Origin of the sequence: Serratia sp. H1w, from assembly GCF_000633355.1 — a bacterium.
Classification (GTDB): domain Bacteria; phylum Pseudomonadota; class Gammaproteobacteria; order Enterobacterales; family Enterobacteriaceae; genus Chania.
On the sequence record NZ_AYMQ01000048.1, the window covers coordinates 1 to 24,806 of the forward strand.

The window sequence follows — 24,806 nt, forward strand, 5'->3', positions numbered from 1 at the left end:
GAATTCAATCGGTATTGACAGCAAATGATGGGGACGGAAATAAAACTGCAAAGTGAACCCCAACTGGGGAGCAAATTTTCTGTGACGTTGGATCTTGCCGTTGACGCCATGGCTGATAAACAGCAGCCGCAGTTGGCTGGTGCCACCGTCCTGGTACGCTCGCCGCATTCGGAACTGAGCGAAAATATCTGTGGTTGGCTGCGCTTATGGGGGGCGCGAGCGGCTCCAGCCCTCGATCGCCGATTACCGGGATATGATGAGGCTATTTTACTGAACGTACAGCGAAGCTTGCCAGGTGAACCGATTGAGTGGCAGGGGCCAATGTTAACCGTTTATTTATCCGGTGAAGTGACCGATGGCGATGAGGTGGATGCATACAGCCTAAGCAGCATAGGTTACGGCATAGGTCAACGGCTGCATGGTCAACCATCACGTGAACGGCACGAAGTGGCGCTGCCGCAATTTCACGTTCGCGTGCTGGTGGCAGAAGATCATCCGCTAAACCAGCTCACGTTGCAGGGACAACTCGAGCTGTTGGGTTGTGAGGTCCAACTGGCTGGCGATGGTGAGGAAGCGCTGGCTCAGTGGGATATTGAGCCCTACGACCTGGTGCTGACCGACGTCAACATGCCTTATCTGAATGGCTATGATCTGGCTCGCAAGCTGCGCGCGGAGGGGGCGACAGTGCCAATTATCGGGGTGACGGCCAATGCGATGCTGGATGAGGAACGTCGCTGTGTTGAAGCTGGCATGAGTGCCTGGCTGGTCAAGCCGATTGAGTTAAGTACCTTGGTTGAAATCTTGCACAAATATGCCCGCCATGACCATACTCAACATGAGAGTCACAATGACAGAGATTGCCAACACGTAGAACCCAACGTGCTCGACAAACACCGCGCTATTTTTCTTAGCACCATGGAGGATGATATGCGCCAGCTAGAGCAGGGGATGGCACACGGCGATGCCGACAGGGTGGTTACGGCGTTACACCGCATGCGTGCTGCTCTGGCATTGGCGCAACATCGGGCGCTGGCGGAGCAAATGGCAGCACTTGAGTGGCAGGTACAAACGCAGGGTCTGGATGAACCAGGGAAGGCGAGAATGCCGGCGATCGTCGCTGAAATACGGCAGGTTTTGCACAACATCGCGTCAACCTGATAAAAGAAGATGGCCTATGAAAACATTACGCGTAGTGCTGGTGGACGACCACCAGGTGGTGTTGGCTGGTCTGAAAGACTTTTTAAATCAAACTCTGCATATCGAGGTGGTGGCCACCTTTGCATCCAGCGAGGAACTGGTTCGCTATCTCAAAACTACTCCGCCAGATGTGGTGATCACCGATTACAACATGCCTAGCGATGGAGTGCACAAAGACGGCTTACGCTACGTCGAATTCTTGGTCAGAAATTTCCCGCAGGTCAAGATCCTGGTATTGACGATGATCTCTAATCCGATGATCGTGTCTGCGCTTTATGACTCCGGGGTGGCGGGTGTGATCTTCAAACAGGACCCGCTGTCTGAGGTTCAATCGGCGCTACGGGCAGTCAGGGCTAACACCCGATATTATCCCGCCTCATTCCAGAGCGATGGCCGCAGCGATGAGCGTGAGGTGTTTATACAGCAACGCATCAATAGCCTGTCCCCACGCGAGTTTGAAGTTTTACGCTATTTTGTGGAAGGCGATTCCATTGTGCAAATCGCTGCACGGCTTAATCGCAGTGCCAAGACGGTGAGCCTGCAGAAGAACTCCGCCATGCGCAAGCTGAACGTCGAGAGCAATCAGGAACTGATCCGTTTTTGCATGGGAAACCATATTTTTGAGTGATAGTTTGGCAACAAGGTCTGGCACGGCTACCTGGAATTTTAGTTTGGTAAAATATAATAATATAGATTTAAATTCTGATTATTATATTTTGTAAGAAATAGTTGACTAAGGAATGGGGTCTCCACGCCATGACTGATTCGCCAATTAGATTTAATGATTAATAAATAGTTATTTTATTTTGTTTTGCTGTTTCTTATTTAAGCGTAAATAATCTTACGGCGGCATAATACTTGATAAAAAAAGCTGACTGGTGAATGATATTGCCGTGGCACTGCCCAGTAAAATGAATGACTTCCTCTTATAGCCCTATTAAACGCAGCTATTTAGTCATATTATGAAAAGTAGCAGGTGATTAAGTGATATATATTATCAACGATAGTTTACTCTTTGATTCTGAAGGGTATTTGCTATCCAATAAGCTCAATAATAAGACTTTGCTCCTGAGCGCTATTTCATCGCGGCTTTTTTGTGAACTGTTGAACAACCCTACTGGCGTGACTCGGGAACATTTGCTGAATACCGTCTGGTCAGAACATGGGCTCACGGCGTCGAATAATAACCTCAACAATCATATCAGTATATTGCGCAAGCATCTGGAAGAGCTGGCCGGACTGAACGATCTGATTAAAACCGAGCCCAAAAAAGGTTTCTCCTTGAACCGTAACCATAAGGTTGTGCTGGTCAAAGAGGAAGGGCATGCAGCGCAGGTGGTGCAGGAACCACCGGTGACGAAACAGCGATCCGTCAGGCTAGTCTGTATCAGCCTCGCACTCTGTATGCTGGCTTTGTTGGCGCTGTTTACCTCGCTGTATGGCAATAAGATTGCCAATACTCAACCGGAAATTGTTTATAGGTATAAAGGCTGTGTACTGAAAACGCTGCGGGAGATCCCTGAGAAAAAACGCCAGGCGTACATTGATCTGGTCATGCAGGTGATAAACCAGCATGACGTCGATTGTGAATACGATCGTTATGACGTGTTTTTCTATCTCAGCGGTGAGGAACAGAGCACCAACCGATTCAGAATGCTGTCTTTGTGTCGCAATGAGCATGGTGGAAATTATGATCATTGCTACAGCATAAAAGTGGTTTGATGGCTATGAACAACAAAAAGATGGTGTGGCTGTTGATCGGCATACTGTTGTCAGGCGTGTCAGCATTGGCCTATCTGCTGACGATGGAAAGCCGGGGGCGATACTTCAAGTGCGATACGGAGGTCTATTTTGAGGATCTCGCCAGCCAAAGCAAGATCGAAGCTGACCTCTCTCTGATGTTGGTCAGCGATAATATCGGCATGCTGTCTGTCAGGGGCGTACTCAGCAAGGAAGGGGTGAATTATAACGTCAATCGCAAGATTTACTTTAACTACACCAGTGCGCCCTATGGTCGCTACTATCACCTTAAAAAAATCAATGATGAAAATTACGCCACCGTCAACACTGTGCCAGACGCGCTGTTCAATGAGCTGATTTTTGAGAATAAGCAGGACTTCTATCTGGCGATTACCCCGGTCGGCAACGGCGGCTATGAACTGCGCGAAATGATCTTCCCGGTGGCGGTATGCGCCAGCAAACGGGTGTAACAGGGCGGATGTAAGAACAGCCAATCTTTCGATTGGCTGTTGACGAAACCAAGGCTGGCCTTAGGCTTCGATTGGAGCACGCCAGTCGTCAGAACCCGAAGTCCCGGCGGTGTTGTGTTCCCAGGTAATTTTACGGTATGCCAGTGAAACGCGAACCAACTGAGTGAACTCAGCTTTGGTTGGATCCTGGCAATGTGGCATTTTGCAGTCGATATCGATGATGGTGGCATCTTCCAGTTTGGTGGTAAAGAAGTGCTCTTGTTTACCTTCGATAGAGGTGCGGTACCATTTCAGTTCAACCGTTGGCAGCATTTCGCCGGAGGCCAATGCGTTATACAGCAATGGAACGGCTTTGTTATAAGCCACGGTGAAACGGAAAGGCTTATGCGCACGCTGCCCTGACGGCTGGCCAGACTGTGGATCGGTTGGCACGGTGACGATATGTTCAAATTCCTGAACCAGCATCTGGTCTTCGTGGCCTTGAACATAGATATTACCAACAGATTCCGCGGTAAAGGCGCTGGCGGTAATATTACCCTGGGTTTTCCCTGTGATAGAGATATAAGCTGGAGTTGGCATCTTAAAGATCCTTGCTAGTTAGCTTAGTAATAACTCAATGCTAGTCGCACACATAACCGTTAATTAACGATCCCGTATGTTACTTGCCCCACTTCTCACTTCGGCCATCACTATAATCAGGTCTTTGCCAAGTGCCAAGCTGCCCACAAAATTACAAAATTTATTCGCATGTCTAATGGTATAAATGATTATAATATTTGTATTATTGGTGTTTTATGCTGGATTAACTATTGATGATAACTATGTGTTGGTTGTGAACTATAATTTAAAAAATTATGTTATTTTATAACATCATGTTTTTGTTGTTAAAATTTTTTTATTGAAAAATATTTTTTATGATCATAAGCAAATATTGCCCACGCAGGGTGATTTATTCCTACAGATCTTAGTGAAGAAAAATTTATAGACTTTTACCGGTAAGATCGGGGACGATACATTCAGTGAAGCTATGCTAATGCAGGGTTTGTCCGGTTTTGCCGTGGCCGGAGGCTAACTGGTTGGAAGCTTTCTGTGCTATTTAGGATTATTCTGAACTTTCGATGCGGGGTAGGATAATTATTAGATTTCGGTGCAGACAGCCTGGAAAGGGATATTTTTCGGTTTGCGGTGATAGATTTATTATATGAATAGATGGTGCCGACTCTATTAGCATGGATGATACCTGAATGTCATTTTTGGCTGCACATTCAACAAACATTAGCTGGTATTGCTTATTGTGACTAAAAGGACGAGTGATGAGTAAGAATAATCAAAGCAGTGTTGCCCCCAAGGAAAGGATCAACATCAAGTATGTTCCCAATACGGGCGATCAAACCTCAGAGATTGAACTGCCACTGAACCTGATGGTAGTGGGCGATCTTAAGGGAACTCGTGAAGACACTCCGATCGAGGAGCGTCAAGTGATTTCCATCAGTAAAACCAACTTCAACTCGGTAATGAACGAAGCCAATATCAGCTTGTCATTCGCCGTGCCTAATCGCTTGGAAGGTGAAGGCCAGGAAGAAATGCCGGTGTCAATGGCGATCCACTCTCTGGACGATTTCTCACCGGATAATGTGGCAAAAAATGTCCCTGAATTGAAGAAAATCCTGGAACTGCGCGAAGCACTGGTTGCGTTGAAGGGGCCATTGGGCAATATCCCTGCCTTCCGTTCTCGTCTGCAGGATCTCCTTGGCAATGAAGAAATGCGCGAGCAGTTGCTAAAGGAACTGGACATTCTTAATCAGAAATAATTGAGACGGAAAGAGGGAATTTTACGTATGTCTTTACATGAAGAAAACGCAGTTTTTGTCGCCGAACCTGCCAGCGCGACTTTCCTGCTAGATGAGATTATGTCTCAGACTCGCATGACGCCAGGGAATGACGGCTACGACGTTGCCAAGCAGGGCGTAGCGGCATTTATTGCCACCATCCTGGATACCGGCAGCAATGAAGAGCCGATCAACAAACTGTTGGTCGACAGAATGATCATCGAGCTGGATAAAAAACTCAGCGCCCAGATGGATGAAATTCTGCATGCCAAAGAATTTCGTGAAATCGAATCCTCATGGCGTTCGCTGAAGCTGTTGGTGGACCGTACTGATTTCCGTGAAAACATCAAAATCAATATCCTGCATGCGACCAAAGAAGAGCTGCTGGAAGATTTTGAGTTCTCACCAGAAATCGTCCAGTCCGGCTTCTACAAGCATGTCTACTCATCCGGCTACGGCCAGTTTGGCGGCGAGCCGACTGCGTCCATCATCGGTAACTACGCGTTTAGCAACACTGCGCCGGATATGAAACTGCTGCAATACGTCAGTGCCGTCGGGGCCATGGCGCATTCACCATTCCTTTCCAGCGTTGCGCCTGATTTCTTTGGTATCAACAGTTTTACCGAGCTGCCTGCCATCAAAGACATGAAGTCCGTGTTCGAAGGACCGGCACACACCAAATGGCGTGCGCTGCGCGAGTCTGAAGACTCCCGCTACCTGGGGCTGACAACGCCACGCTTCCTGCTGCGTCTGCCTTATTCTACCACTGAAAATCCGATCAAGAACTTCAACTACTACGAAGACGTGAGCAAGGATCACGAGCATTTCCTGTGGGGCAATACCGCATTCCTGTTGGCAGCCTGCCTGACAGACAGCTTTGCCAAGTACCGCTGGTGTCCAAATATCATTGGGCCACAAAGCGGTGGTGCGGTGCATAACCTGCCGGTTCACCTGTATGAGGCGATGGGCCAGGTTCAGGCAAAAATCCCTACTGAAGTGCTGATCACCGATCGTCGTGAATTCGAACTGGCGGAAGAGGGCTTCATTACCCTGACCATGCGTAAAGGGAGTGATAACGCCGCCTTCTTCTCGGCTAACTCGGTACAAAAACCGAAGGTATTCCCAAATACCCTGGAAGGCCGAATGGCGGAGACCAACTACAAGTTGGGTACCCAACTGCCGTACATGTTCATCATCAACCGTCTGGCTCACTACATCAAAGTGTTGCAGCGTGAGCAGATTGGTTCGTGGAAGGAGCGTCAGGATCTGGAGCGTGAGCTGAACATCTGGCTCAAGCAATACATTGCCGATCAGGAAAACCCACCGACCGATGTTCGAAGCCGCCGCCCACTGCGTTCTGCGCAGATCCAGGTGTTGGATGTCGAAGGCGATCCGGGCTGGTACCAGGTAGCGATGCAGGTGCGTCCACACTTCAAATACATGGGAGCCAGTTTCGAACTCTCGCTGGTTGGTCGTTTGGATAAGGAATAACAGACGATGGCTGCGCTTCTTAATTGGGAGCGAGGCAGTTCTGCCAGTTTGTTTGAGCGTATTCAGGGGAAGGGCATGGGCCCTTCCTCTCATAGCCGTGTTCAAGAGCTATTAATCTCAATCAAGCAGCATCTGAACGAAGTCCTCAATTCGCGCCCCGGAGCCTGCCAGAGTGCTGCCGGTCTGGGGGTTATTGATCTCAATGATGCCACAGCAACCACGACGGATTTTCGCAAAAGTATTGAACAGGCCATCAAGGAGTGTATTGAGCGCTACGAGCCAAGAATTTCTGCGGTTAACGTTCATTCCCTGGTGGATCAAGGGGACCCACTGCTACTGAGTTTTCATATCAGTGCTCATGTTGATTTCGACAATATCGGCGATGTGGTTGAGTTCAATATCCAACTGGACAGCAACCGCCGCTACTGCCTTAACCAGGAAGCATAATGTCGTTCGAAAAGTACTTCAGGGATGAGCTGGATTACCTCCGGCAATTAGGGCGGGATGCCGCAATCGAACGGCCGCATCTTGCCGCATTTTTATCCGAACAAGGTTCCGATCCAGACGTTGAACGTCTGTTGGAAGGCTTTGCCTTTCTGACTGGCAATCTGCGCGAAAAGATTGACGACCAATTCCCAGAACTGACGCATGGCTTGCTGAATATGCTGTGGCCAAACTACTTACGGCCAGTCCCCAGCATGACGGTGATCGAATATACGCCCAACGGCGGTGCGATCACTGAAGCGACGCTGATCCCGCGCGGTTCCCAGCTTGACAGCACACCCATTGTGCAACGAGCGGAACGAGGATCGTTGCACAAAGATGATAGGCCCCAGGGGCCACAGTGCAGTTTCGCGCTGTGCCGGGATGTCTGGTTGTTCCCGATGGGCATCCAGGATATCTCCGTCAACAACAGCAATGAGCAAGGCATTTTGAGTATTCACTTCGGCGCACAGGCGGAGTTGAATATGCAGGAATTGCGGCTTGATAAACTGCGTTTCTATCTGGGTGAGGACGAGTATACCAGCAGCCAGCTTTATTTCTGGATCAGTCATTACTTCGAACGGGCCGATCTGGTGGTTAACGGTATCACCATTCCGATGCCGGACTTCGATTTCAAACAGGTCGGCTTTGAACGTGAAGATGCGCTGTTGCCCTACCCGAAAAATGCCTATGTCGGCTATCGCATCCTGCAGGAGTATTTCTGCTTCCCGGAAGGCTTCCTGTTCTTTGACGTTACCGGTGTGGAAGATTTTCCAACCCATCTGAAAGCCAGCGAATTTACCCTGAAGCTGCATTTCTCTCAGCCGTTACCGCCAGATGCCAAAATACGGCCAACCACCTTGCGACTGAACTGCTCCCCTGCGGTGAATCTGTTCCAGTGCGACAGCGAGGCGATAGCCCTGGATGGTACGCAAACCGAATACCCGCTGTGCGCGAGTTACCAGTATCCCGAGCGCTACGAGATCTTCTCGGTGGATCGGGTGGATAGCTGGTTAAGCAAGGATGGCGATATCAAGGGTAGCGGGCGCGGGGAGGGTAGAACCTACCCGGCGTTTGAAAGTTTCCATCATCAGGTGGAACCTGCGCATGAGCGCAACGTGCTCTATTACCGTTTGCGCGTCAAGAACTCCCTGTTCCGCAAAGGCTTTGAGCACTACCTCTCCTTTGTGCGCAGTGATGAGAGCAAGGTGGCACTGGCGAACGAGAATGTGTCCGTCAGCATGACCTGTACCAACCGTGAGCTGCCGCTGGCACTGCGTGTGGGTGATATCAACAATCGGTCAGGTGCAGGTCCATCATTTGCCACTTTCCGCAACATCACCCGGCCTTCGGTGCCACTGCATCCGGTGTTGGATGGTGGCCTGCAATGGTCGCTGTTGTCGAATATGTCGCTGAACTATATGTCGTTATTAGACAAGGATTCGTTGAAACAGATCCTGCGGACCTATGATTTCCCCAGTGTCTACAACCGCCAATCCGCCAGGTCATCGCAAAAGAAACTGGATGCCATTACGCGCATCGAGACCCAGCCTATCGACAGATTGTTCCGTGGCTTGCCGGTCAGAGGTCTGCAAAGCACCTTGTGGCTGGAGCAAAGCGCTTTTGGTTCCGAAGGTGAGCTCTACCTGTTTGGTACGGTGTTGGCACGCTTCTTCTCCCTATACGCCAGCGTCAACTCGTTCCACCTTTTGAAAGTCATCAATCTTGATAATCAGGAATGCTACCAATGGCCGGTACAGACAGGTCAACATGCGTTGATGTAAGCGATGCTGATGACGCGCCGCGTGAGCCGGCGCTGGATGTTTCACGTTATAACTTTTACCAATTGGTCGAGCTGCTCAACCAAATGGCGGTAGCGTGGCAAAAATCCCCCGGCTCAATTCGGCCCGCCGATGAAGCGATCCGATTTAAATCTACCGCCAGTCTGGCTTTCCCGATCCGGGACGTGATCGCGCTTGAGAAGTCTGTTCGCGGTCAGTTTGAGCTGGAAGTCTCGTTCCTCGGGCTGCATGGCAGCCAGTCGCCGTTGCCTGGTTATTACCTGGACTCGTTGGCTTGGGAAGATGCCCAGAATGAAAACCGCCTGACGGATTTTCTCAACGTGTTCAACCACCGGTTGCTAACGCTGTTACATCAGATCTGGCGCAAGTACCGCTACTACATCTGCTTTGACGAGGGGGGTAACGATGAAGTCTCACAGCGCATGTTTGCGTTGGTGGGGTTAAGTAACGATGTGATCCGCAAGAAACTGCGTATCCACCACGGCAAAATGCTGGCGTATGCCGGCCTGCTGGCCAACCCTGGGCGCGCCCCGGAAGTGATTAGCAACCTGGTTGCACACTGCTTCAACCTGACGGATGTGAGTCTGGAAAGCTGGCAGATGCGTAAGGTTAGCATTGCCCCAGACCAGCAAAATCGCCTGGGTAGGCGGGTGAAGGTCAGCGGCCAGAAATATCAGGGGAAATCGGTGCTTGGCGTCAACTTCTCTCTGGGATCGCAGGTAGCCGATCGTAGCGGTAAGTATTTGCTGTGTATCAACCAGCTAACGCGCGAGCAGTTTTTGTCATTTTTGCCTAACGGTGCGAACTACGAGTCGTTAGTGATGTTTGTTGCCTTCATCATGCGCGACCAGTTCTCGTGGGATTTACGCCTGGGGCTGGCTGAAGAGCAGGTTAGCGGCATGATCCTGGGGACCAAACAGAACAACCTGCTGGGTTGGACCAGCTTCCTCGGGCTGCCCGAGCAACAACCCCACGTAACCATCAGCGTAATGGAATGACCATCAGGATTCAGGAATAGAGATCATGGATAAACAGCAACCGACGCTATCATTGCGGGTAGTTAACAGCGACAAATTGGAAAGTGGCAAACCGGCCAGCAGCCTGTTTAACGCACAGGGTGGGATCGTAGGGAGTGACGCCAGCCACCATTGGTCTATTCAGGATCAGGGCGGCAATATCAGCCCTTCGCAGTTTGCCATTGAATGGCGCGATGGTTCCTTCTGCTTGCGGGTGCTCAACGGCACGGTGAGTATCAACCAGTCGCTGCAAACCCCCAACTCCGGTTTTGTGCGTCTCCAGCAAGGCGATGAAATCGCCGTGGGCAATTTGGCTATCAAGGGCCATATCGGCCGCTCGAGCGCCGATATGATCGATCCGCTGATGGTCTCACCGGAATCGCTGGTCTCCAGCTACAGCAACCCGCTGGAAGCGATGATGGAAGGGGGGAGTACACAGGCTTCCCGCTATGAGCAAGATCACCATCTGGCCGCCACGGTTGCCGACGGTTTCAGCCACGATCCGCTGCGGGTGCTGGAAACCGAAAGCCTGACAATGAACGGACCTTTGGTCACCTCGCACCTCGGCGCTGATCACTCGCTGCAACAGGATCGCTATCGCGACCCGCTTTTTGCTTCCCCACTTTCTGATATCGCCAAGGACAGTGCAATGGATCAGGAGTTTATCGATCTGCCGCAAATCAGCAGTTTTCTTTCCGGCCAACAGCCATCGTCAGACAGCAAGATGGATCAACAGCACGTGGCAATCACGCCGCTGATGCGGGGTTTTGGTGCGCAACTGCCAATCCGCAACACCCAGGAAGCCAATGACTTCCTTGAGGAGGCCGGTAAAACGCTAAAGGCCGCCATTGAAGGACTCTTGGCCTTGCAACGTAGCCAGCATGGCCTGCGGGATAAACATTTAAGGCCGATCGAAGATAACCCGCTGCGTCTGAACATGGATTATGACACCACGCTCAGCCTGCTGTTTGCCGATCAAAAAAGCCCGGTACACCTTTCCGCTCCGGCGGCGGTGGCCGAAAGCCTGCATAACCTGCGTCTGCACCACCAGGCCAACCAACAGGCGATTGCCCAGGCGTTGAACACCATGCTGGAAGCCTTCTCCCCCGAGCGCTTGCTGACGCGCTTTAGCCACTACATGCGTAGCAACGAGCGTCAGGATCAAGATTCCGCCTGGGCTTGGGAGATGTACAAAAACTACTACCAGGAATTGGCCTCCAGCCGCCAGCAGGGCTTTGAAAAGCTGTTTGGTGAAGTGTATGAGCAGGCTTACGACCAGGCGCTGCGCCAAGGGATGAAGGACAGCGAACGATGATCCGTGGCAAAGGTTACTTTCTGACAACTGCGTTTTGCCTGGTGTTGATGCTGTCAGGATGCACGTTATGGAAAAACCAGAAACCGGAGCGCGCCACCGAGCAGCCTTCTACGCTGCGGTTAACGCTGCTGGCGGATGGGAATATCAACCCGAATGAGAAGGGTGAGGCCACGCCGACCCAAATTGCGGTGGTGTACCTGAGCGATGATTCCAAGTTGCTGGCTGCCGACTATGACCAGCTCAGCAGCGACTTGCTGGAGAAAACGCTCGGCAAGAACTACATCGACCATCAGGAATACGCCCTGCTGCCGAATCAATATAAACCGTTACCGTCCATTGAACTGGAAGAGAAGACCCACTATCTGGGGGTGATTGTCTACTATGCCGATGTTGATCGTGCTGAGTGGAAAAAAATCATCAAAATCAATGATATTGGTCATAATTATGGCGTGCTGATCCACGTTAAAACGGATGAGATCGACTTAAGGAAAGAGGAAGAATAACCATGCCGACCAAGAATCGAGTGATTTGGCGCGAAGGCCTGTTCATTAAGCCACAACACTTTCAACAACAACAAAGGCATAACGACTATCAGCTGCAGCGCCGTATTACCGGGCTGACCAATTACACCTATGGCTTCCACTCGCTGTTGATCAATCAGGAGCTGTTGAAGCTGGGGCGTATTGGCCTCACCAACGCCAGCGGTTGCACCGCTGATGGCACGGTGTTTGATATCCCTTACCAGGATCGCTCGCCCAAGCCGTTGGACGTACTGAACTGTAATGACGCAGCTAGCCGCGATATCTATCTGGCGTTGCCGATGCTTAACGACACTATCAATGAAGTGGCCAGCGAGCACAGCCAGATGCCTGGGGCAATCCGTTACGCCGAACATACCGATGACGTGCGTGATTTACATACTGACGGCGGCGATGTCAGCCAGTTGCTGTTGGCCCAGTTGGCGCCGCGTTTGATGCAGGGCTCCGAGGATCTCAGCGCCTATTCCGTGCTGCCGGTCTGCCGCATCAAAGAGAAACTTTCTGATGGTTCGCTGATCCTGGATGACGAGTTTATTCCTACCTGTACCACCCTGCATGCCTCTGGTCAGTTGAAAGGCTTTATGGATGAAGTGGAAGGCACCTTGGTAGAACGTGCGCGTTTACTGGCCAAACGTATTGGTTCGCCGGGCCAGCAGGGGATTGCCGACGTGGCCGAATTTATGATGTTGCAGGTGTTTAACCGGGCGCAGCCCCTGTTTACCCATCTGTCCCATCAGGCAGTGCTGCACCCGCAGGATTTCTATAGCCATCTGGTGCAAACCTGCGGTGAGTTGCGCACGTTCACCGATGAGTCACGCCTGGCAGGCAGCTTTATTGTCTATAACCACGACAACCTGACGGACTGCTTCCAGCCGCTGTTCATGGCGATGCGTCAAGCGCTCAGCACGGTGCTGACCCCGCGCGCCATCTCGGTACAGTTGCATTCGCAGTCCAACGGCATTCGTGTGGCGACGATCAACGACAGCGATCTGTTGCGTAGCGCCGACTTTGTGCTGGCTGTACGGGCGCAGATCCCACAGGAACAACTGCGGCGGCTCTTCTTGCAGCAAACCAAGATCTCCTCGCTGGACAAAATCCGCGAACTGGTCAGCCTGCAACTGCCTGGCGTACCGTTGACGCCGCTTTCCGCCGCACCGCGTCAGTTGCCTTACCATTCCGGCTATACCTACTTCATGTTGGATCGGCAAAGTCCGGCCTGGAAAGATCTGTTGCAAAGCAACGCGATTGCCTTCCACGTTTCGGGCGAGTTCCCAGAGCTGGATATGCAGTTCTGGGCGATTAGGAGCAGCTAATGAAAATACATGCCGTCACGGATAACCCAGCGCTGCCTGAAACGGAAACCGTCACCGCATATCGGCAATATCAGCTCCCGCTGCGCGGTGAGAGCCTGAACTCGATGGTGGATGCCGCCACGCCGTTGCTCGGTATGGTGTTGCGCTTGAAGGACATGGAAAACCAACCGCTGCCGGACCAGCTTTATCAGCAGGTGGTCACGGATATCCGCGCCATCGAGCAGTTCCTGCAAACCAAAGGCTATGAGCCAGGGGCGATCGTTTCATTCCGCTATATGCTTTGCACCTTCATTGATGAAACGGCATTGGGGCAAGGTTGGAACACGCAAAATGGCTGGTTACAGCAGTCGTTGCTGGTGCATTTCCATAATGAAACCTGGGGCGGCGAGAAGGTTTACGTGCTGCTGGAACGCCTGATGGGTGAACCCAAGCGTTATCAGGATCTGCTGGAGTTCATCTATCTGTGTTTCTGCCTGGGCTATCGCGGCCGCTACAAGGTGACGCTGCAAAACAGTGAGGATTTCGAACGGCTGTTCCGCCGTTTGCATCACCAATTGATCCAGCTGCGCGGCGAGGCGCCGCCGACGGTGTTGCACCAGAAACAGAGTCGTCTCGGCAGCCGTTACTACCTGAGTAAGCGTTTGACCATCAAGCATGTGTTATGGGGTGGTTTAGGCCTGTTGACGGTAATTTACCTGTTTTATGCCATCCACCTGCATAACCAGACTCAGGATATTTTGCAGCAGCTAAACAATTTATTGAGCTAGGAAGCACAGATGATTCAAATTGACTTGCCCACGCTGGTAAACCGCCTTAATCCCATCGCCCGCCATGCCCTGGAAGCGGCCGCGGCGCACTGTGTCAGTCAGCAGGAAGCTGAGATTACGGTTTCCCAGGTATTGATGCAGCTGATTGCCACCCCGCTAAGCGACGTCAGGTTGATTCTCAACCATGCTGGTGTGGAAACTGACGAACTGCGGGCGTTACTCGATCAACGTATTTCCGGCTATCAGTCGGTCACGCAGGCTTACCCAAGTTTCTCACCGCTGCTGGTGGAGTGGTTGCAGGACAGTTGGCTATTGGCTTCCACCGAAATGGAACATGGCCAACTGCGCGGTGGGGTGATGTTGTTGACCCTGCTGTTAAGCCCTTTGCGCTACCTGACGCCCGCTGCCAGCCGACTGTTATCTCCGGTTAACCGCGAACTGCTGCGTCAGAACTTCGCTGACTGGACGGCAGATTCGGCGGAAGCGCCGCAGGTGACTAAAGCGGGCGATAAAACCGGCTCAGCCGCCGCCAATGGTGAAAGCCTGCTGGCGCGCTATGCCAGCAACATGACCGAACAGGCCCGCAAAGGCACGTTGGACCCGGTGCTGTGCCGCGATGAGGAAATCGACCTGATGATCGATATCCTGTGCCGCCGCCGCAAGAATAACCCGATCGTGGTGGGTGAGGCCGGTGTGGGTAAAAGCGCCTTAATTGAGGGATTGGCGCTGCGCATTGTGGACGGCCAGGTGCCGGAAAAACTGTGCAACAGCGAATTGATGACGCTCGATCTCGGCGCATTGCAGGCGGGTGCCGCGGTCAAAGGTGAGTTCGAAAAACGTTTCAAAGGGATCATGGCGGAAGTTGCCCAGTCGGCCACGCCGATCATCCTGTTTATTGATGAAGCCCATACGCTGATCGGCGCGGGCAACCAACAGGGTGGCCTGGATATCTCCAACCTGCTGAAACCCGCGTTGGCGCGCGGTGAGCTAAAAACCATTGCAGCCACCACCTGGAGCGAATACAAAAAATACTTCGAGAAAGATGCTGCACTGTCGCGCCGTTTCCAACTGGTGAAAGTCTCTGAACCGAGTGCCGAAGAGGCGACGGTGATCATGCGTGGCCTGCGCACCATCTATGAACAGGCGCATGGCGTGCTGATCGACGATGAGGCGCTACAGGCTTCTGCGGTACTCAGCGATCGTTATCTATCAGGCCGTCAACTGCCGGACAAGGCGATCGACGTGCTGGATACCGCGTCCGCGCGGGTGGCGATCAACCTGACTTCGGCACCGCGCCAGGTTTCGGCACTGAAAACCCAGTTGCACCAGCAGGCGATGGAAATCCAGATGCTGGAGCGTGAGCAGCGCCTCAACCTGAGCCAGCCGGATGAGCGTTTATCCGTGTTGCAGCAACAGCGCAGCGATATCGAACAGCAATTGGCAGCTCTCAACGCCAGTTGGCAAACCCAGCAGCAGTTGGTACAGCAGATTATCGCCCTGCGGGCAGAGTTGCTGACGCAGGAAGAAAGTGCCAACGAGGAACAAGCCACTAATCTGGCGGCGCTGGGTGCCGAGCTGGAGCAGTTGCAACAGCATCAGACACTGGTTTCGCCGCACGTGGATAAACATCAGATCGCGGCGGTGATCGCCGAGTGGACTGGCGTGCCGTTGAACCGCCTGTCGCAGAGCGAACTGGCGGTGGTGACTGAGCTGCCAACCTATCTTGGTGAGCAGATCAAAGGCCAGGAAACTGCGATCCATTGCCTGCATCAACATTTGCTGACCGCCAGAGCCGACCTGCGCCGCCCTGGTCGCCCAATGGGAGCTTTCCTGCTGGTTGGGCCAAGCGGTGTCGGTAAAACCGAAACGGTATTACAGATCTCCGAGCTGCTGTACGGTGGCCGCCACTATCTCACCACCATCAACATGTCTGAGTTCCAGGAAAAGCATACTGTATCGCGCCTGATCGGTTCACCTCCGGGCTACGTGGGCTATGGCGAAGGTGGTGTATTGACCGAAGCGATCCGTCAGAAACCCTATTCGGTGGTGCTGCTCGATGAAGTCGAAAAAGCTCATCCCGACGTGCTCAACCTGTTCTATCAGGCGTTCGACAAGGGGGAATTGGCCGATGGCGAAGGCCGCATCATCGACTGCAAGAATGTAGTGTTCTTCCTGACCTCCAACCTCGGCTACCAGACTATTGTCGATCACGCCGAACAGCCGGAACTGCTGGGCGAGTTGCTCTATCCCGAGCTGGCAGCCTTCTTCAAACCTGCCCTGTTAGCGCGTATGGAAGTGGTGCCGTACCTGCCACTGGGCAAGGACACACTGCAAACTATCATCCACGGCAAACTCAAACGCCTGGATAACCTACTGCGTCAGCGCTTTAACGCCGAAGTGGTGATTGAGCCTGAGGTGATTGAAGAGATCCTGCTGCGTGCCACCCGTGCAGAGAATGGTGCGCGCATGCTGGAGTCGATTATCGACGGTGCGCTGCTGCCACCGGTTTCCTTACTGCTATTACAAAAAATGGCGGCAGGTTCGGTGATTAGCCATATTCGCATCGCCACGGAGGGGAATGCGTTCACCGCACAAGTCGAGGAGGCGCTATGAGGCAACGGCTGAAATGCTTACTGGCTCTGCTGGAAAACGATTCGGTCGAACAATTGGTCCATGGCTTTCTGATGTTGGATCACCACCGTCATGGTTTTGACGGTTTGATGGTGGCGATGTTCAACGCCAGCGAAGGGCAGTTGGAATGCCTCCGCCTGTCCGATGCCAACCGGCGCGCTACGGTGAAATTGGAAGCCGATATCGAAGACATCAACCACCCGCTGGTGCGGGTGCTGCGTAATGGCGCACCCGAAGTTTGGTATGCGCTCGATCGCGGGGTGCGCATCGAAGATGACGGCTTTCGCGGTTTTATAGAGACGCTGCCAAACGGTTGCAGCATGTATGGCGTGCCGCTGTTTGATTTTCACGAACGGGCCTGCGGGGTGATTGCCGTTTTTGCCGAGGATATTGAACGCTTCGTCGACAGCCGCGGCATGTTTGCCATTTATTGCCAGGTTTTTCAGCATCGCCTCAACAAGCTGCAAGAGATGGATCACCTGCGCACGCAACTGGCTCAACTGCGTGCGATGTTCAAGGTGCGTGAAAAACAGTTGGATGAGCTGATGGTCTCGTTGAGCACCGCCGATGTCTCCACCTCGGCGGAACTCTCACGCGATTACAGCAAGATAGACGACCTGTCGAGCGCAGTGGAGGCATTCGAAGCCGCGGTACTGACGCAGCGCCAGCGTCTGTACGGCAATGACAAAAACCGCATCGCGGACAGCCTGGGGATCACAACGCGCACCCTCGGTTACAAGTTGGCGAAATACAGGTGTTAGCTATGAATACGTGGTTATTGATCGGTTCGTTACTGGTTTCCGGCAGTCATTCTGCCACCGAGTGGTTAACTAGCCTGGCGCTGTCACAACCCGAAGGGGATGCACATACCTTGGCGCTGGTGATGAGCTGCCGCAGTGAAAACTCGCCATTGGTGCGCTTGGACTGTTATGACAACGCGCTGTCAGCGGGCAGTAGCGGTGCCAACAGCGGCCAGCAACAGGCCGGGCCAGCCTGGCAGAGAGCGATGGCGCAGGAAAAGGGCCGCCGCGATAACTCGACGGCGTTTCTCATCAGCGAGGGGCAGGGCGACAACCCGCAGGTGGTGTTGACTACTCCAGCGCTGGGTATGCAGCCACCGCGGCCGGTGCTGATGCTGAGCTGCATCGACAATATTACGCGCTTGCAGATCGCCTTGGTCAATCCGCAAAAAGACGGTGCGGTAACGTTAACGGCGGATAACGACCGGTTTAACGTGCAGTGGTTCCTGCGTGAAAACGGCTATCTGCTGGAGTCCAGCCGGGGCCTGGCGGGCATTGATGAGATCAAACGGTTGATGTCGGCACAGACGCTGACCATCGACGGGACAAACGGCGGTTTTCCCCGCCTGACATTTAATATTTCGCAGTTAACGCCGGCGCTAAAACCGCTGCGTAACGCCTGTCATTGGTGAGGACTATGGATAGCACGTCACAACATCCCTGGCATGCATTATTGCTGGCCCCGCTGACACCCGAGCAGACCGCAAAGGCGTTGGCTGACGACGATCCGCAATGGGAGCACATCGACAGCCAGATGGTCAAGGTGGGTTCGCTGACCCACAGCTCACTGAATATCGACGATCTGCAGCAGCAGGCGATGTCTCTGCTGTCGCAAAAAAGCAAAGACTTCCGGTTGGTGGCGCACCTGTTGCGCACCTTGCAGCACGGCGGCCAACCGGGCGAGCTGATGCTGGCGGTCTCCTTGCTGACCGCTTATGTGAAGCACTTCTGGACTAACGCCTGGCCGCTGAACCCACAGCATAAACGTCGTTTTGCCCAGCAGATCCTCAAGCGATTTGACAGCGCCAGCGACAGCTTCAGCCAACGGGCGACGGATGACCAGCGCCAGGAAGTACAAGGCTTGTTGGCGCATTTGGCCCAGGTCTGGCACAGCGATGAACCGGCACTGGCCACCGAGGTGGATAGCCTGCGCGTCAGCTATGCGCGTATGCCAACCCGCACCGTTGAACCGGTGATCCAGGAGGAAGAGCGCCCGCAGTCCAATTCGGGCTCGGCTCCTTCAGCCAGAACGATCAGCCCCAACCTGAGCATTGATAGCTCCAGTGATAAAGCCTGGCGGCAAACGCTGCTGAAAATGGCGGATTTGCTGTGTGAACTGCACCCCGACGTGGCCATTGGTTTCCGCCTGCGTCGCCATGCCCTGTGGGGCAGTTTGAGCGCACCGCCGATAGCGCAGGCCGATGGACGCACGCCGTTGGCCGCCGTTTCTGTCGATCGGATGGCCGATTACCTGGGGCGCGTGGCCACTGCGGATCTGGCCTTGTGGCAACAGGTGGAACAAAGCCTGGCGCTGGCACCGTACTGGTTGGATGGCCATGCGCTTTCGGCGCAGATCGCTATTCGGCTTGGGTACACGGAGGTTGCACAGGCTATCCGTGATGAGCTGATTGCCTTTATCGCGCGGATGCCAGCATTAACCACGCTCTGCTTTACCGACATGACGCCATTCCTCTCCCCAGAATCTGCCAGTTGGTTACAGCAGGATACGGGCGCGAAAGGGGGAGGTAACACTATTGAACAGGATGAAATTTGGCAATGCTATCAACAGCAAGGACTGGAAGCCGCGTTACAGATGATCGATCGGCAATCGCAGCAAGCCGCACCCAGGGATCGTTTTTACCTGCAATTGCTCAGTGCCCAACTACTCGAAAAAGCGGGAATGACGGCGCTGGCGCAGCAGCATTATCACGGCCTGCTGCAAGTGGGCCAGCAGATACAGCTGAGCGAATGGGAACCCACGTTGATCGCCTTGCTGGCCGACAAGCAACGGCAGCTCAAATCGTGATGGGCACGCAAGGAAACAGGAGCGTTAAAGCATGAGATTGCCCTCTTTTATTCAGTTTGCACGACCAGCCATGCCGCGCATCAAAGCCTCGGTGCCGGTGGTGTTGGCACTGCTGGCCTGTATAGGCCTGATTTGGGTATGGGTTTACGGGCCGGAATGGAAGCTGAAGGACTACCAGCCGTTTGAGCCTTTGCTGAGCCGTTGGCTGGTGACCGCGCTGGTGGTGCTGCTGGCCGTTTGCTGGCTCACCCTCAAGATGGTGCGGCGCCTGCAACAGTTGGAAAAGCTGCAATTGCAGGCCAAAACACAGGTCGACGATCCGATCCTGGCCGATGTTGCACAGCAGAACCAGTATCTGAACGTCTGGAAACAACAACTGCAACGTCGTTTGAATACCCCGGCTTATCTCTATCGCCTGCCTTGGTACATGGTGATCGGCACCCGCAACAGCGGTAAGAGCACCCTGATCAAGGAAGGCTATAAGATCACCGAAATCGCCAACCCCGAGCTGACCAGCGTGGAAGACGCGGGTGAACTGCATGTGCGCTGTTGGCTGGGTGAGCAGGCGGTACTGATCGATCCGGCGGGTGAACTGATTGAACAGCCGACGCTGTCGATCGTGGGCAAAGCCGCGCTGAATAGCCGCCTTTGGCAAAGTTTACTGGCCTGGCTGGTTGAACAACGTAAGCGTCAGCCGCTGAACGGCCTGATCCTCACCGTCGATCTGCACCAATTGTTGACGGCGAACAAGGCTCAGCGTGAAAACATGATTGCCAGCCTTCATCAGCGTTTACAGGATGTGCATCTGGCGCTGCATAGCCAGATACCGCTGTACGTGGTGTTTACCAAAATAGACCTGTTGTATGGGTTCGAAGCGATGTACCAGACGCTGGACAAGGTGCAGCGCGAAGCGGTGCTGGGCGTGACGTTCAGCCTGAATACTGCCGATCCAGCGGTGTGGCGCAAAGAACTGCAAGAGTTCTGGCAGCATTGGATCGCGCAACTTAACGCGGCCATGCCGGATATGATGCTCAACGGCGTCGATGCCGGACAGCGCAGCCAGCTGTTCAGCTTTACTCGCCAGATGCAGGGTCTGCAAGAGTATGTGGTGCAACTGCTGGAAGGCGTGCTCTACAGCGGTGATCATGCTCAGCCATTGTTACGCGGTGTCTACCTGACCTCTGCCCAACAGCGTGGACAGATGGATGATGTATTTACCCAGTCCGCCGCCGTACAGTATCACCTCGCGCCGCAGGCCTTCCCAACCTGGCCGGTGGCCGATACCGCGCCGTACTTCACCAAAGACCTGTTTAACCAGGTGTTGTTGGCGGAGCCGAATCTGGCGGGTGAAAATGGCCTGTGGCTGCGCCACTCCAGAAAACGCCTGATGGTGTTCTCCTGCGTAGGGGCCGTGGTAGCGGTGACGCTATGGGGCTGTTGGCATTACTACTATCAGAGCAACTACCGTGCTGGGCAAGAAGTGCTTGCCCAGGCCAAAACCTTCCTGTCGATCCCCGCGCCGAAGGGGGACGATCGCTATGGCAATCTGCAACTGCCACTGCTCAACCCGATCCGTGACGCCACGCTGGCCTACGGTAACTACCATGAGCGCAATAGTCTGCTGGCGGATATGGGGCTGTATCAGGGCAGCAACATTGGCCCTTACGTGGAAAGCACCTATCTGCAACTGCTGCAACAGCGCTATGTCCCTGCGTTAATGAGCGGCCTGCTGGAACAGCTGAATGCCGCTCCACCGGGCAGCGAGGAAAAACTCGAAATCCTGCGTGTGATGCGCATGCTGGAAGACGGCAGCGGCCGCAATATTGCGCTGGTGGAACAGTATATGGGCGATCGCTGGAGCCAGCAGTTTAACGGCCAGCGCGAGCTGCAACAGCAACTGATGGGTCATCTTGACTATGCGTTGAAGCATACCGACTGGCATGCGGCGCGGGAAAGTGGCGATCAGGTGGCTATCAAGAGCTTTATTCCTTACCTCCAGCCGATCAAGGCGGCCCAGAATGAATTGAGCAAGCTGTCGATCTATCAGCGGGTCTATCAGAACTTGCGGATCAAGGCACAGGATGCGCTACCACCGGCTCTGAACTTGCGTGACCAGATCGGTGCCAGCTTTGACGACGTGTTTGTCTCCAGCAACGACCGTCTGCTGGTGATCCCGCAGTTCCTGACGCGTAACGGCTTGCAAAGCTACTTCGTCAAGCAGGATGACCAGTTGGTTGATCTGACGGTGATGGACAGCTGGGTGCTGAATCTCACCAAAAATGTCGAGTATAGCGAGGCGGATCGTAAAGAGATCCAGCGGCAGGTGACCGAGCAGTATATCGGTGGCTATACCGCTACCTGGCGTGCGGCGATGAACAACCTGTCGGTCGGTGAGTTTGAAGATCTGCCGCAGGCGATTAGCGCCATCGAACAGGTGATCAGCGGCGAGCAACCTTTCCGCCGTGCCTTGCAAACGCTGAGTGATAACACGCGTCTGCCTGAGCTGCCTGCCGCGTTGCAGGGTAAAGAACGTCAGGAACTGCTACAAAAAACCGATTATCAATTGCTGGGCCGCATCAACCGCGAGTTCGCGCCGGAAACCGGTGTGTTGGTGGAAAACGGTGACAAAGGCAGCGTGATGCAAAGCGTCTACCAGAAACTGACCGAACTGCACCGGTACTTGCTGGCGATCCAAAACTCACCGGCACCGGGAAAAGCCGCAATGAAGGCGGTACAACTGCGTCTGGATCAAAACAGCAGCGACCCGATCTTCGAAGTTCAACAACTGGCAAAAAATCTGCCGGAACCGCTGAACCGTTGGGTCGGGGACTTGGCCGATCAAGCTTGGCGCGTGGTGATGATGGAAGCGATCCAATCGCTGGAGGTCGAGTGGAACGATACGGTAGTGAAACAGTATCAGACCTACCTGGCTGGCCGTTATCCGTTCGATCCTAAATCGCAGCAGGACGTCCCGCTGAGCGAGTTTGAACGCTTCTTCGGGCCGAAGGGCACTCTCGACAGCTTCTATCAGCAGAACCTGAAGCCGTTTGTGGATAACAACCTGAGCAGTGGCAATGACGGTCAACTGCTGATCCGCCCGGATGTGCTGCAACAACTGGCGCAGGCGCAGAAGATCCGCGACACCTTCTTCTCGGCACAAAATGGCCTGGGTACCCAGTTTGCCATTGAACCGGTGTTACTGAGCGGCAACAAGCGCCGCAGCGTACTGAACCTGGATGGGCAACTGCTGGACTACGCGCATGGCCGCGGCAACATGGTCCATCTGGTTTGGCCAAACTCCATGCGTGCTGGGGTAGAAAGCAAGGTCACACTGGTGCCGGATGAAAACGGCAAGTCACCGCGTTCTCTCAGCTTCAGTGGCCCTTGGGCACAACTGCGGCTGATCAATGCCGGTGAGTTGACCAACGTCGGGACCAACTCGTTCGATGTCCGTTTCAAAGTGGACGGCGGCGAGATGACTTACCGCATCCATGTGGACGAGTCCGATAACCCGTTCGCTGGCGGTCTGTTCAGCAAATTCTCCCTGCCAGACACGCTGTATTAATGAGACTGCTGACGAAGCTCAACGTAGGGGCGCTGCACGCTGCGCCCATTTCTTAATCGTTGCTATCTCGTCTCTCTGCCAGATCTGGCAGAGAGACGCCTTAAGGATGAGTCCGCATGAGCGAAGCCTCAGAAAATATCATCATTCAAACCGGTGGCGATCCGCGCCAGTGGCCGGAGTTCAGTGCTATTCGTGAAGAGATCAACAAGATCAACCACCCGGCGCGGCCAGAGGTTAACTGGCGCCTGATTGAGTCCCTGGCGCTGACGCTGTTCCGCACCAACGGGGTCGATCTGCAAACCACGGCGTATTACGCCCTGGCGCGTACGCAAAAGCATGGGCTGGCCGGGTTTACCGAAAGCTGCGAGCTGTTGGCGGGCATGGTGGTTAGCCAGTGGGATCGCCTGTGGCCAGAGCAGCAACAGGCCCGCTCGGAAATCCTGGAGTGGTTTAACGCCCGTGTCGGCAACCAACTGCGCCAGCATGAGTTCGTCATTGATGACCTGCGCCTGATATACCGCGCCGAGCGGGCATTGCAACTGCTGTGCGACAAACTGCAACAGGTCGAGCTAAAGCGCGTGCCACGCATTGAAAACCTGCTGTACCTGATGCAGAACACCGCCAAACGGCTCGAAGCGGCTCATGAAGCGGCGAAACAGCCGCCAGCGCAACCGTTGAAGATGCCGCCGATGGTGTATCTCTCGGTACCGGAAACGGAGCCGATCCGCACGGTGTTCTCTGAGTCCAAACCGGCCGCGCGGGAAGAGCCGCCACGTTACGAAGAACCCGCAGTGAGACCGCAGCCACCAGAAGAAGCGCCGCTACCTAATGTAGAAGTGCGTTTTAATGCCGCGCCACCGGTTGCCCCCGTGGCGACCAAACGTGCCTCGGCGGGATGGATCTGGGGATTTGGGTGCGGCGTACTGTGCAGCCTGCTGGTTGCCGGAGCGGCTTATCTGGTGCAGGTCAAACCTCTGCAAGAACGACTGGCCGGGTTAGCCGCGACGCCGGAAGCTGCGGTGCAGCTGTGGCTGGCCCAACCCACGCAGGACGGCTATGGACAGCAATTGAGTACCCTGGAAAACCTCTCGCCGTTAGCCGGTTTGCGTACTGCCGACGCGTCGGTGGCGCTGGCTAACCAACTGTGGCCGACGGATCCGGAGCAGATCGCCCAAAGCCAGCGTTGGCAGCAACTGTTGCAGGCGCGGCTTGGCAGTGAACGGGCCGATAGCAGCTATTTTCAGGTACAGCAACGCTTGCAGGCGCTGTCGGACAAATTGCTCGAACAGGAACAGACGCGCGGCAGCCTGACGCTTTCTTATCTGAAAACGCAGGTTTACCAGATGCAAAGTGAATTGAACCGTGAAACGCCTTTGGAAGAGTTGCTGCGGCAACTGGCGGTTTCGGTAGATCAGCAGCAACCCGCTTCGCCGCTGTTGATTAAACAGATAGACGAACGTTGGAATGCATTGCTCAGTCGTTATCACCAATTAACGCAGCAGGTAGCGCCTGCCCGTTAACCTCCAGGAAGGAATAGATATGTTTGCTGATGATAAGAAAAACGGCCTTAAGGGCGGTGTGCAGCCGAAGAACATGGTGGCCTCGGAGACGCCGTCGGTAAGTGGCGATCAGGTGGCGGATATGGTGGGCAGTGCAGCCGGCGCTCTTGGCGGCAAGGCGGGCAAGGTGGCAGCGAAAGTCACCAATGCTGCCAAACAAGCGGAGTCGATGGCCGGTGTCGCGAAGAAGGCGGTGAACGTTTTCACCGACAGTAGTGCTGCGGGTATGGTTCACTCCACAGGCGTGAAGCCGATGAACATTG

Annotated in this window: 20 protein-coding genes; 19 read left to right on the forward strand and 1 reads right to left on the reverse strand. The window is 54.0% G+C overall.

Features of this window, described 5'->3' with window-relative positions:
* Positions 1-81 precede the first annotated feature (81 nt).
* From U869_RS0110250 to U869_RS0110265, 4 genes are all read left to right on the forward strand, one after another.
* On the forward strand, positions 82-1,158 hold the full coding sequence (locus U869_RS0110250) for a hybrid sensor histidine kinase/response regulator (protein WP_157834729.1): 1,077 nt from the start codon (positions 82-84) through the stop codon (positions 1,156-1,158).
* 16 nt (positions 1,159-1,174) lie between these two features.
* Positions 1,175-1,825, forward strand: coding sequence for a response regulator transcription factor (locus tag U869_RS0110255; RefSeq protein ID WP_025123004.1), 651 nt, complete (start codon positions 1,175-1,177; stop codon positions 1,823-1,825).
* A gap of 356 nt (positions 1,826-2,181) precedes the next feature.
* Positions 2,182-2,919 carry a winged helix-turn-helix domain-containing protein gene (locus U869_RS30000; protein WP_025123005.1) on the forward strand — a complete coding sequence of 246 codons (738 nt, stop codon included), beginning with the start codon at positions 2,182-2,184 and terminating at the stop codon, positions 2,917-2,919.
* On the forward strand, positions 2,919-3,407 hold the full coding sequence (locus U869_RS0110265) for a hypothetical protein (RefSeq protein ID WP_025123006.1): 489 nt from the start codon (positions 2,919-2,921) through the stop codon (positions 3,405-3,407). The genes U869_RS30000 and U869_RS0110265 overlap by 1 nt, the downstream gene beginning before the upstream one ends.
* A gap of 60 nt (positions 3,408-3,467) precedes the next feature.
* On the opposite strand, the gene U869_RS0110270 is transcribed toward U869_RS0110265, so the two are convergent.
* Positions 3,468-3,986 (reverse strand): Hcp family type VI secretion system effector, encoded by a 519-nt coding sequence (locus U869_RS0110270; RefSeq protein WP_025123007.1) that lies wholly within the window; start codon positions 3,984-3,986, stop codon positions 3,468-3,470.
* A 734-nt stretch (positions 3,987-4,720) separates the two neighbouring features.
* Between U869_RS0110270 and tssB the strand changes: the two genes are divergently transcribed.
* The 15 genes from tssB to U869_RS0110345 all read left to right on the forward strand — a co-directional run bounded on the left by tssB (position 4,721) and on the right by U869_RS0110345 (position 24,504).
* The gene (tssB, locus tag U869_RS0110275; protein ID WP_025123008.1) at positions 4,721-5,218 is read left to right on the forward strand and encodes a type VI secretion system contractile sheath small subunit; all 498 of its coding nucleotides are present in this window, start codon (positions 4,721-4,723) and stop codon (positions 5,216-5,218) included.
* A 27-nt stretch (positions 5,219-5,245) separates the two neighbouring features.
* Positions 5,246-6,727 (forward strand): type VI secretion system contractile sheath large subunit, encoded by a 1,482-nt coding sequence (gene tssC / locus U869_RS0110280; protein WP_025123009.1) that lies wholly within the window; start codon positions 5,246-5,248, stop codon positions 6,725-6,727.
* A 6-nt stretch (positions 6,728-6,733) separates the two neighbouring features.
* Complete coding sequence (gene tssE, locus U869_RS0110285; RefSeq protein WP_025123010.1) at positions 6,734-7,174, forward strand: type VI secretion system baseplate subunit TssE; 441 nt, start codon at positions 6,734-6,736, stop codon at positions 7,172-7,174.
* Complete coding sequence (gene tssF, locus U869_RS0110290; protein WP_025123011.1) at positions 7,174-8,994, forward strand: type VI secretion system baseplate subunit TssF; 1,821 nt, start codon at positions 7,174-7,176, stop codon at positions 8,992-8,994. Before tssE ends, tssF begins: the two co-directional genes overlap by 1 nt.
* Positions 8,958-10,010, forward strand: coding sequence for a type VI secretion system baseplate subunit TssG (gene tssG, locus U869_RS0110295; RefSeq protein ID WP_025123012.1), 1,053 nt, complete (start codon positions 8,958-8,960; stop codon positions 10,008-10,010). Before tssF ends, tssG begins: the two co-directional genes overlap by 37 nt.
* A 25-nt stretch (positions 10,011-10,035) precedes the next feature.
* The gene (gene tagH / locus U869_RS0110300; protein WP_025123013.1) at positions 10,036-11,343 is read left to right on the forward strand and encodes a type VI secretion system-associated FHA domain protein TagH; all 1,308 of its coding nucleotides are present in this window, start codon (positions 10,036-10,038) and stop codon (positions 11,341-11,343) included.
* Positions 11,340-11,846, forward strand: a complete 507-nt coding sequence (gene tssJ / locus U869_RS0110305; RefSeq protein ID WP_025123014.1) for a type VI secretion system lipoprotein TssJ — start codon at positions 11,340-11,342, stop codon at positions 11,844-11,846. The genes tagH and tssJ overlap by 4 nt, the downstream gene beginning before the upstream one ends.
* A 2-nt stretch (positions 11,847-11,848) precedes the next feature.
* A complete protein-coding gene (tssK, locus tag U869_RS0110310) occupies positions 11,849-13,195 on the forward strand; it encodes a type VI secretion system baseplate subunit TssK (RefSeq protein WP_025123015.1) in 1,347 nt (448 codons plus the stop codon).
* A complete protein-coding gene (icmH, locus tag U869_RS0110315; protein WP_025123016.1) occupies positions 13,195-13,962 on the forward strand; it encodes a type IVB secretion system protein IcmH/DotU in 768 nt (255 codons plus the stop codon). Before tssK ends, icmH begins: the two co-directional genes overlap by 1 nt.
* A 9-nt stretch (positions 13,963-13,971) precedes the next feature.
* Positions 13,972-16,575 (forward strand): type VI secretion system ATPase TssH, encoded by a 2,604-nt coding sequence (gene tssH / locus U869_RS0110320; RefSeq protein WP_025123017.1) that lies wholly within the window; start codon positions 13,972-13,974, stop codon positions 16,573-16,575.
* On the forward strand, positions 16,572-17,354 hold the full coding sequence (locus U869_RS0110325; RefSeq protein ID WP_029988245.1) for a helix-turn-helix domain-containing protein: 783 nt from the start codon (positions 16,572-16,574) through the stop codon (positions 17,352-17,354). Before tssH ends, U869_RS0110325 begins: the two co-directional genes overlap by 4 nt.
* A gap of 2 nt (positions 17,355-17,356) precedes the next feature.
* Positions 17,357-18,025, forward strand: coding sequence for a type VI secretion system-associated protein VasI (gene vasI, locus U869_RS0110330; RefSeq protein ID WP_025123018.1), 669 nt, complete (start codon positions 17,357-17,359; stop codon positions 18,023-18,025).
* Positions 18,026-18,030: 5 nt separating this feature from the next.
* The gene (tssA, locus tag U869_RS0110335; protein ID WP_025123019.1) at positions 18,031-19,419 is read left to right on the forward strand and encodes a type VI secretion system protein TssA; all 1,389 of its coding nucleotides are present in this window, start codon (positions 18,031-18,033) and stop codon (positions 19,417-19,419) included.
* 31 nt (positions 19,420-19,450) lie between these two features.
* Positions 19,451-22,984, forward strand: a complete 3,534-nt coding sequence (gene tssM, locus U869_RS0110340) for a type VI secretion system membrane subunit TssM (protein ID WP_025123020.1) — start codon at positions 19,451-19,453, stop codon at positions 22,982-22,984.
* Between the two features lie 116 nt (positions 22,985-23,100).
* On the forward strand, positions 23,101-24,504 hold the full coding sequence (locus tag U869_RS0110345) for a VasL domain-containing protein (protein WP_025123021.1): 1,404 nt from the start codon (positions 23,101-23,103) through the stop codon (positions 24,502-24,504).
* The last annotated feature ends 302 nt before the right edge of the window (positions 24,505-24,806 follow it).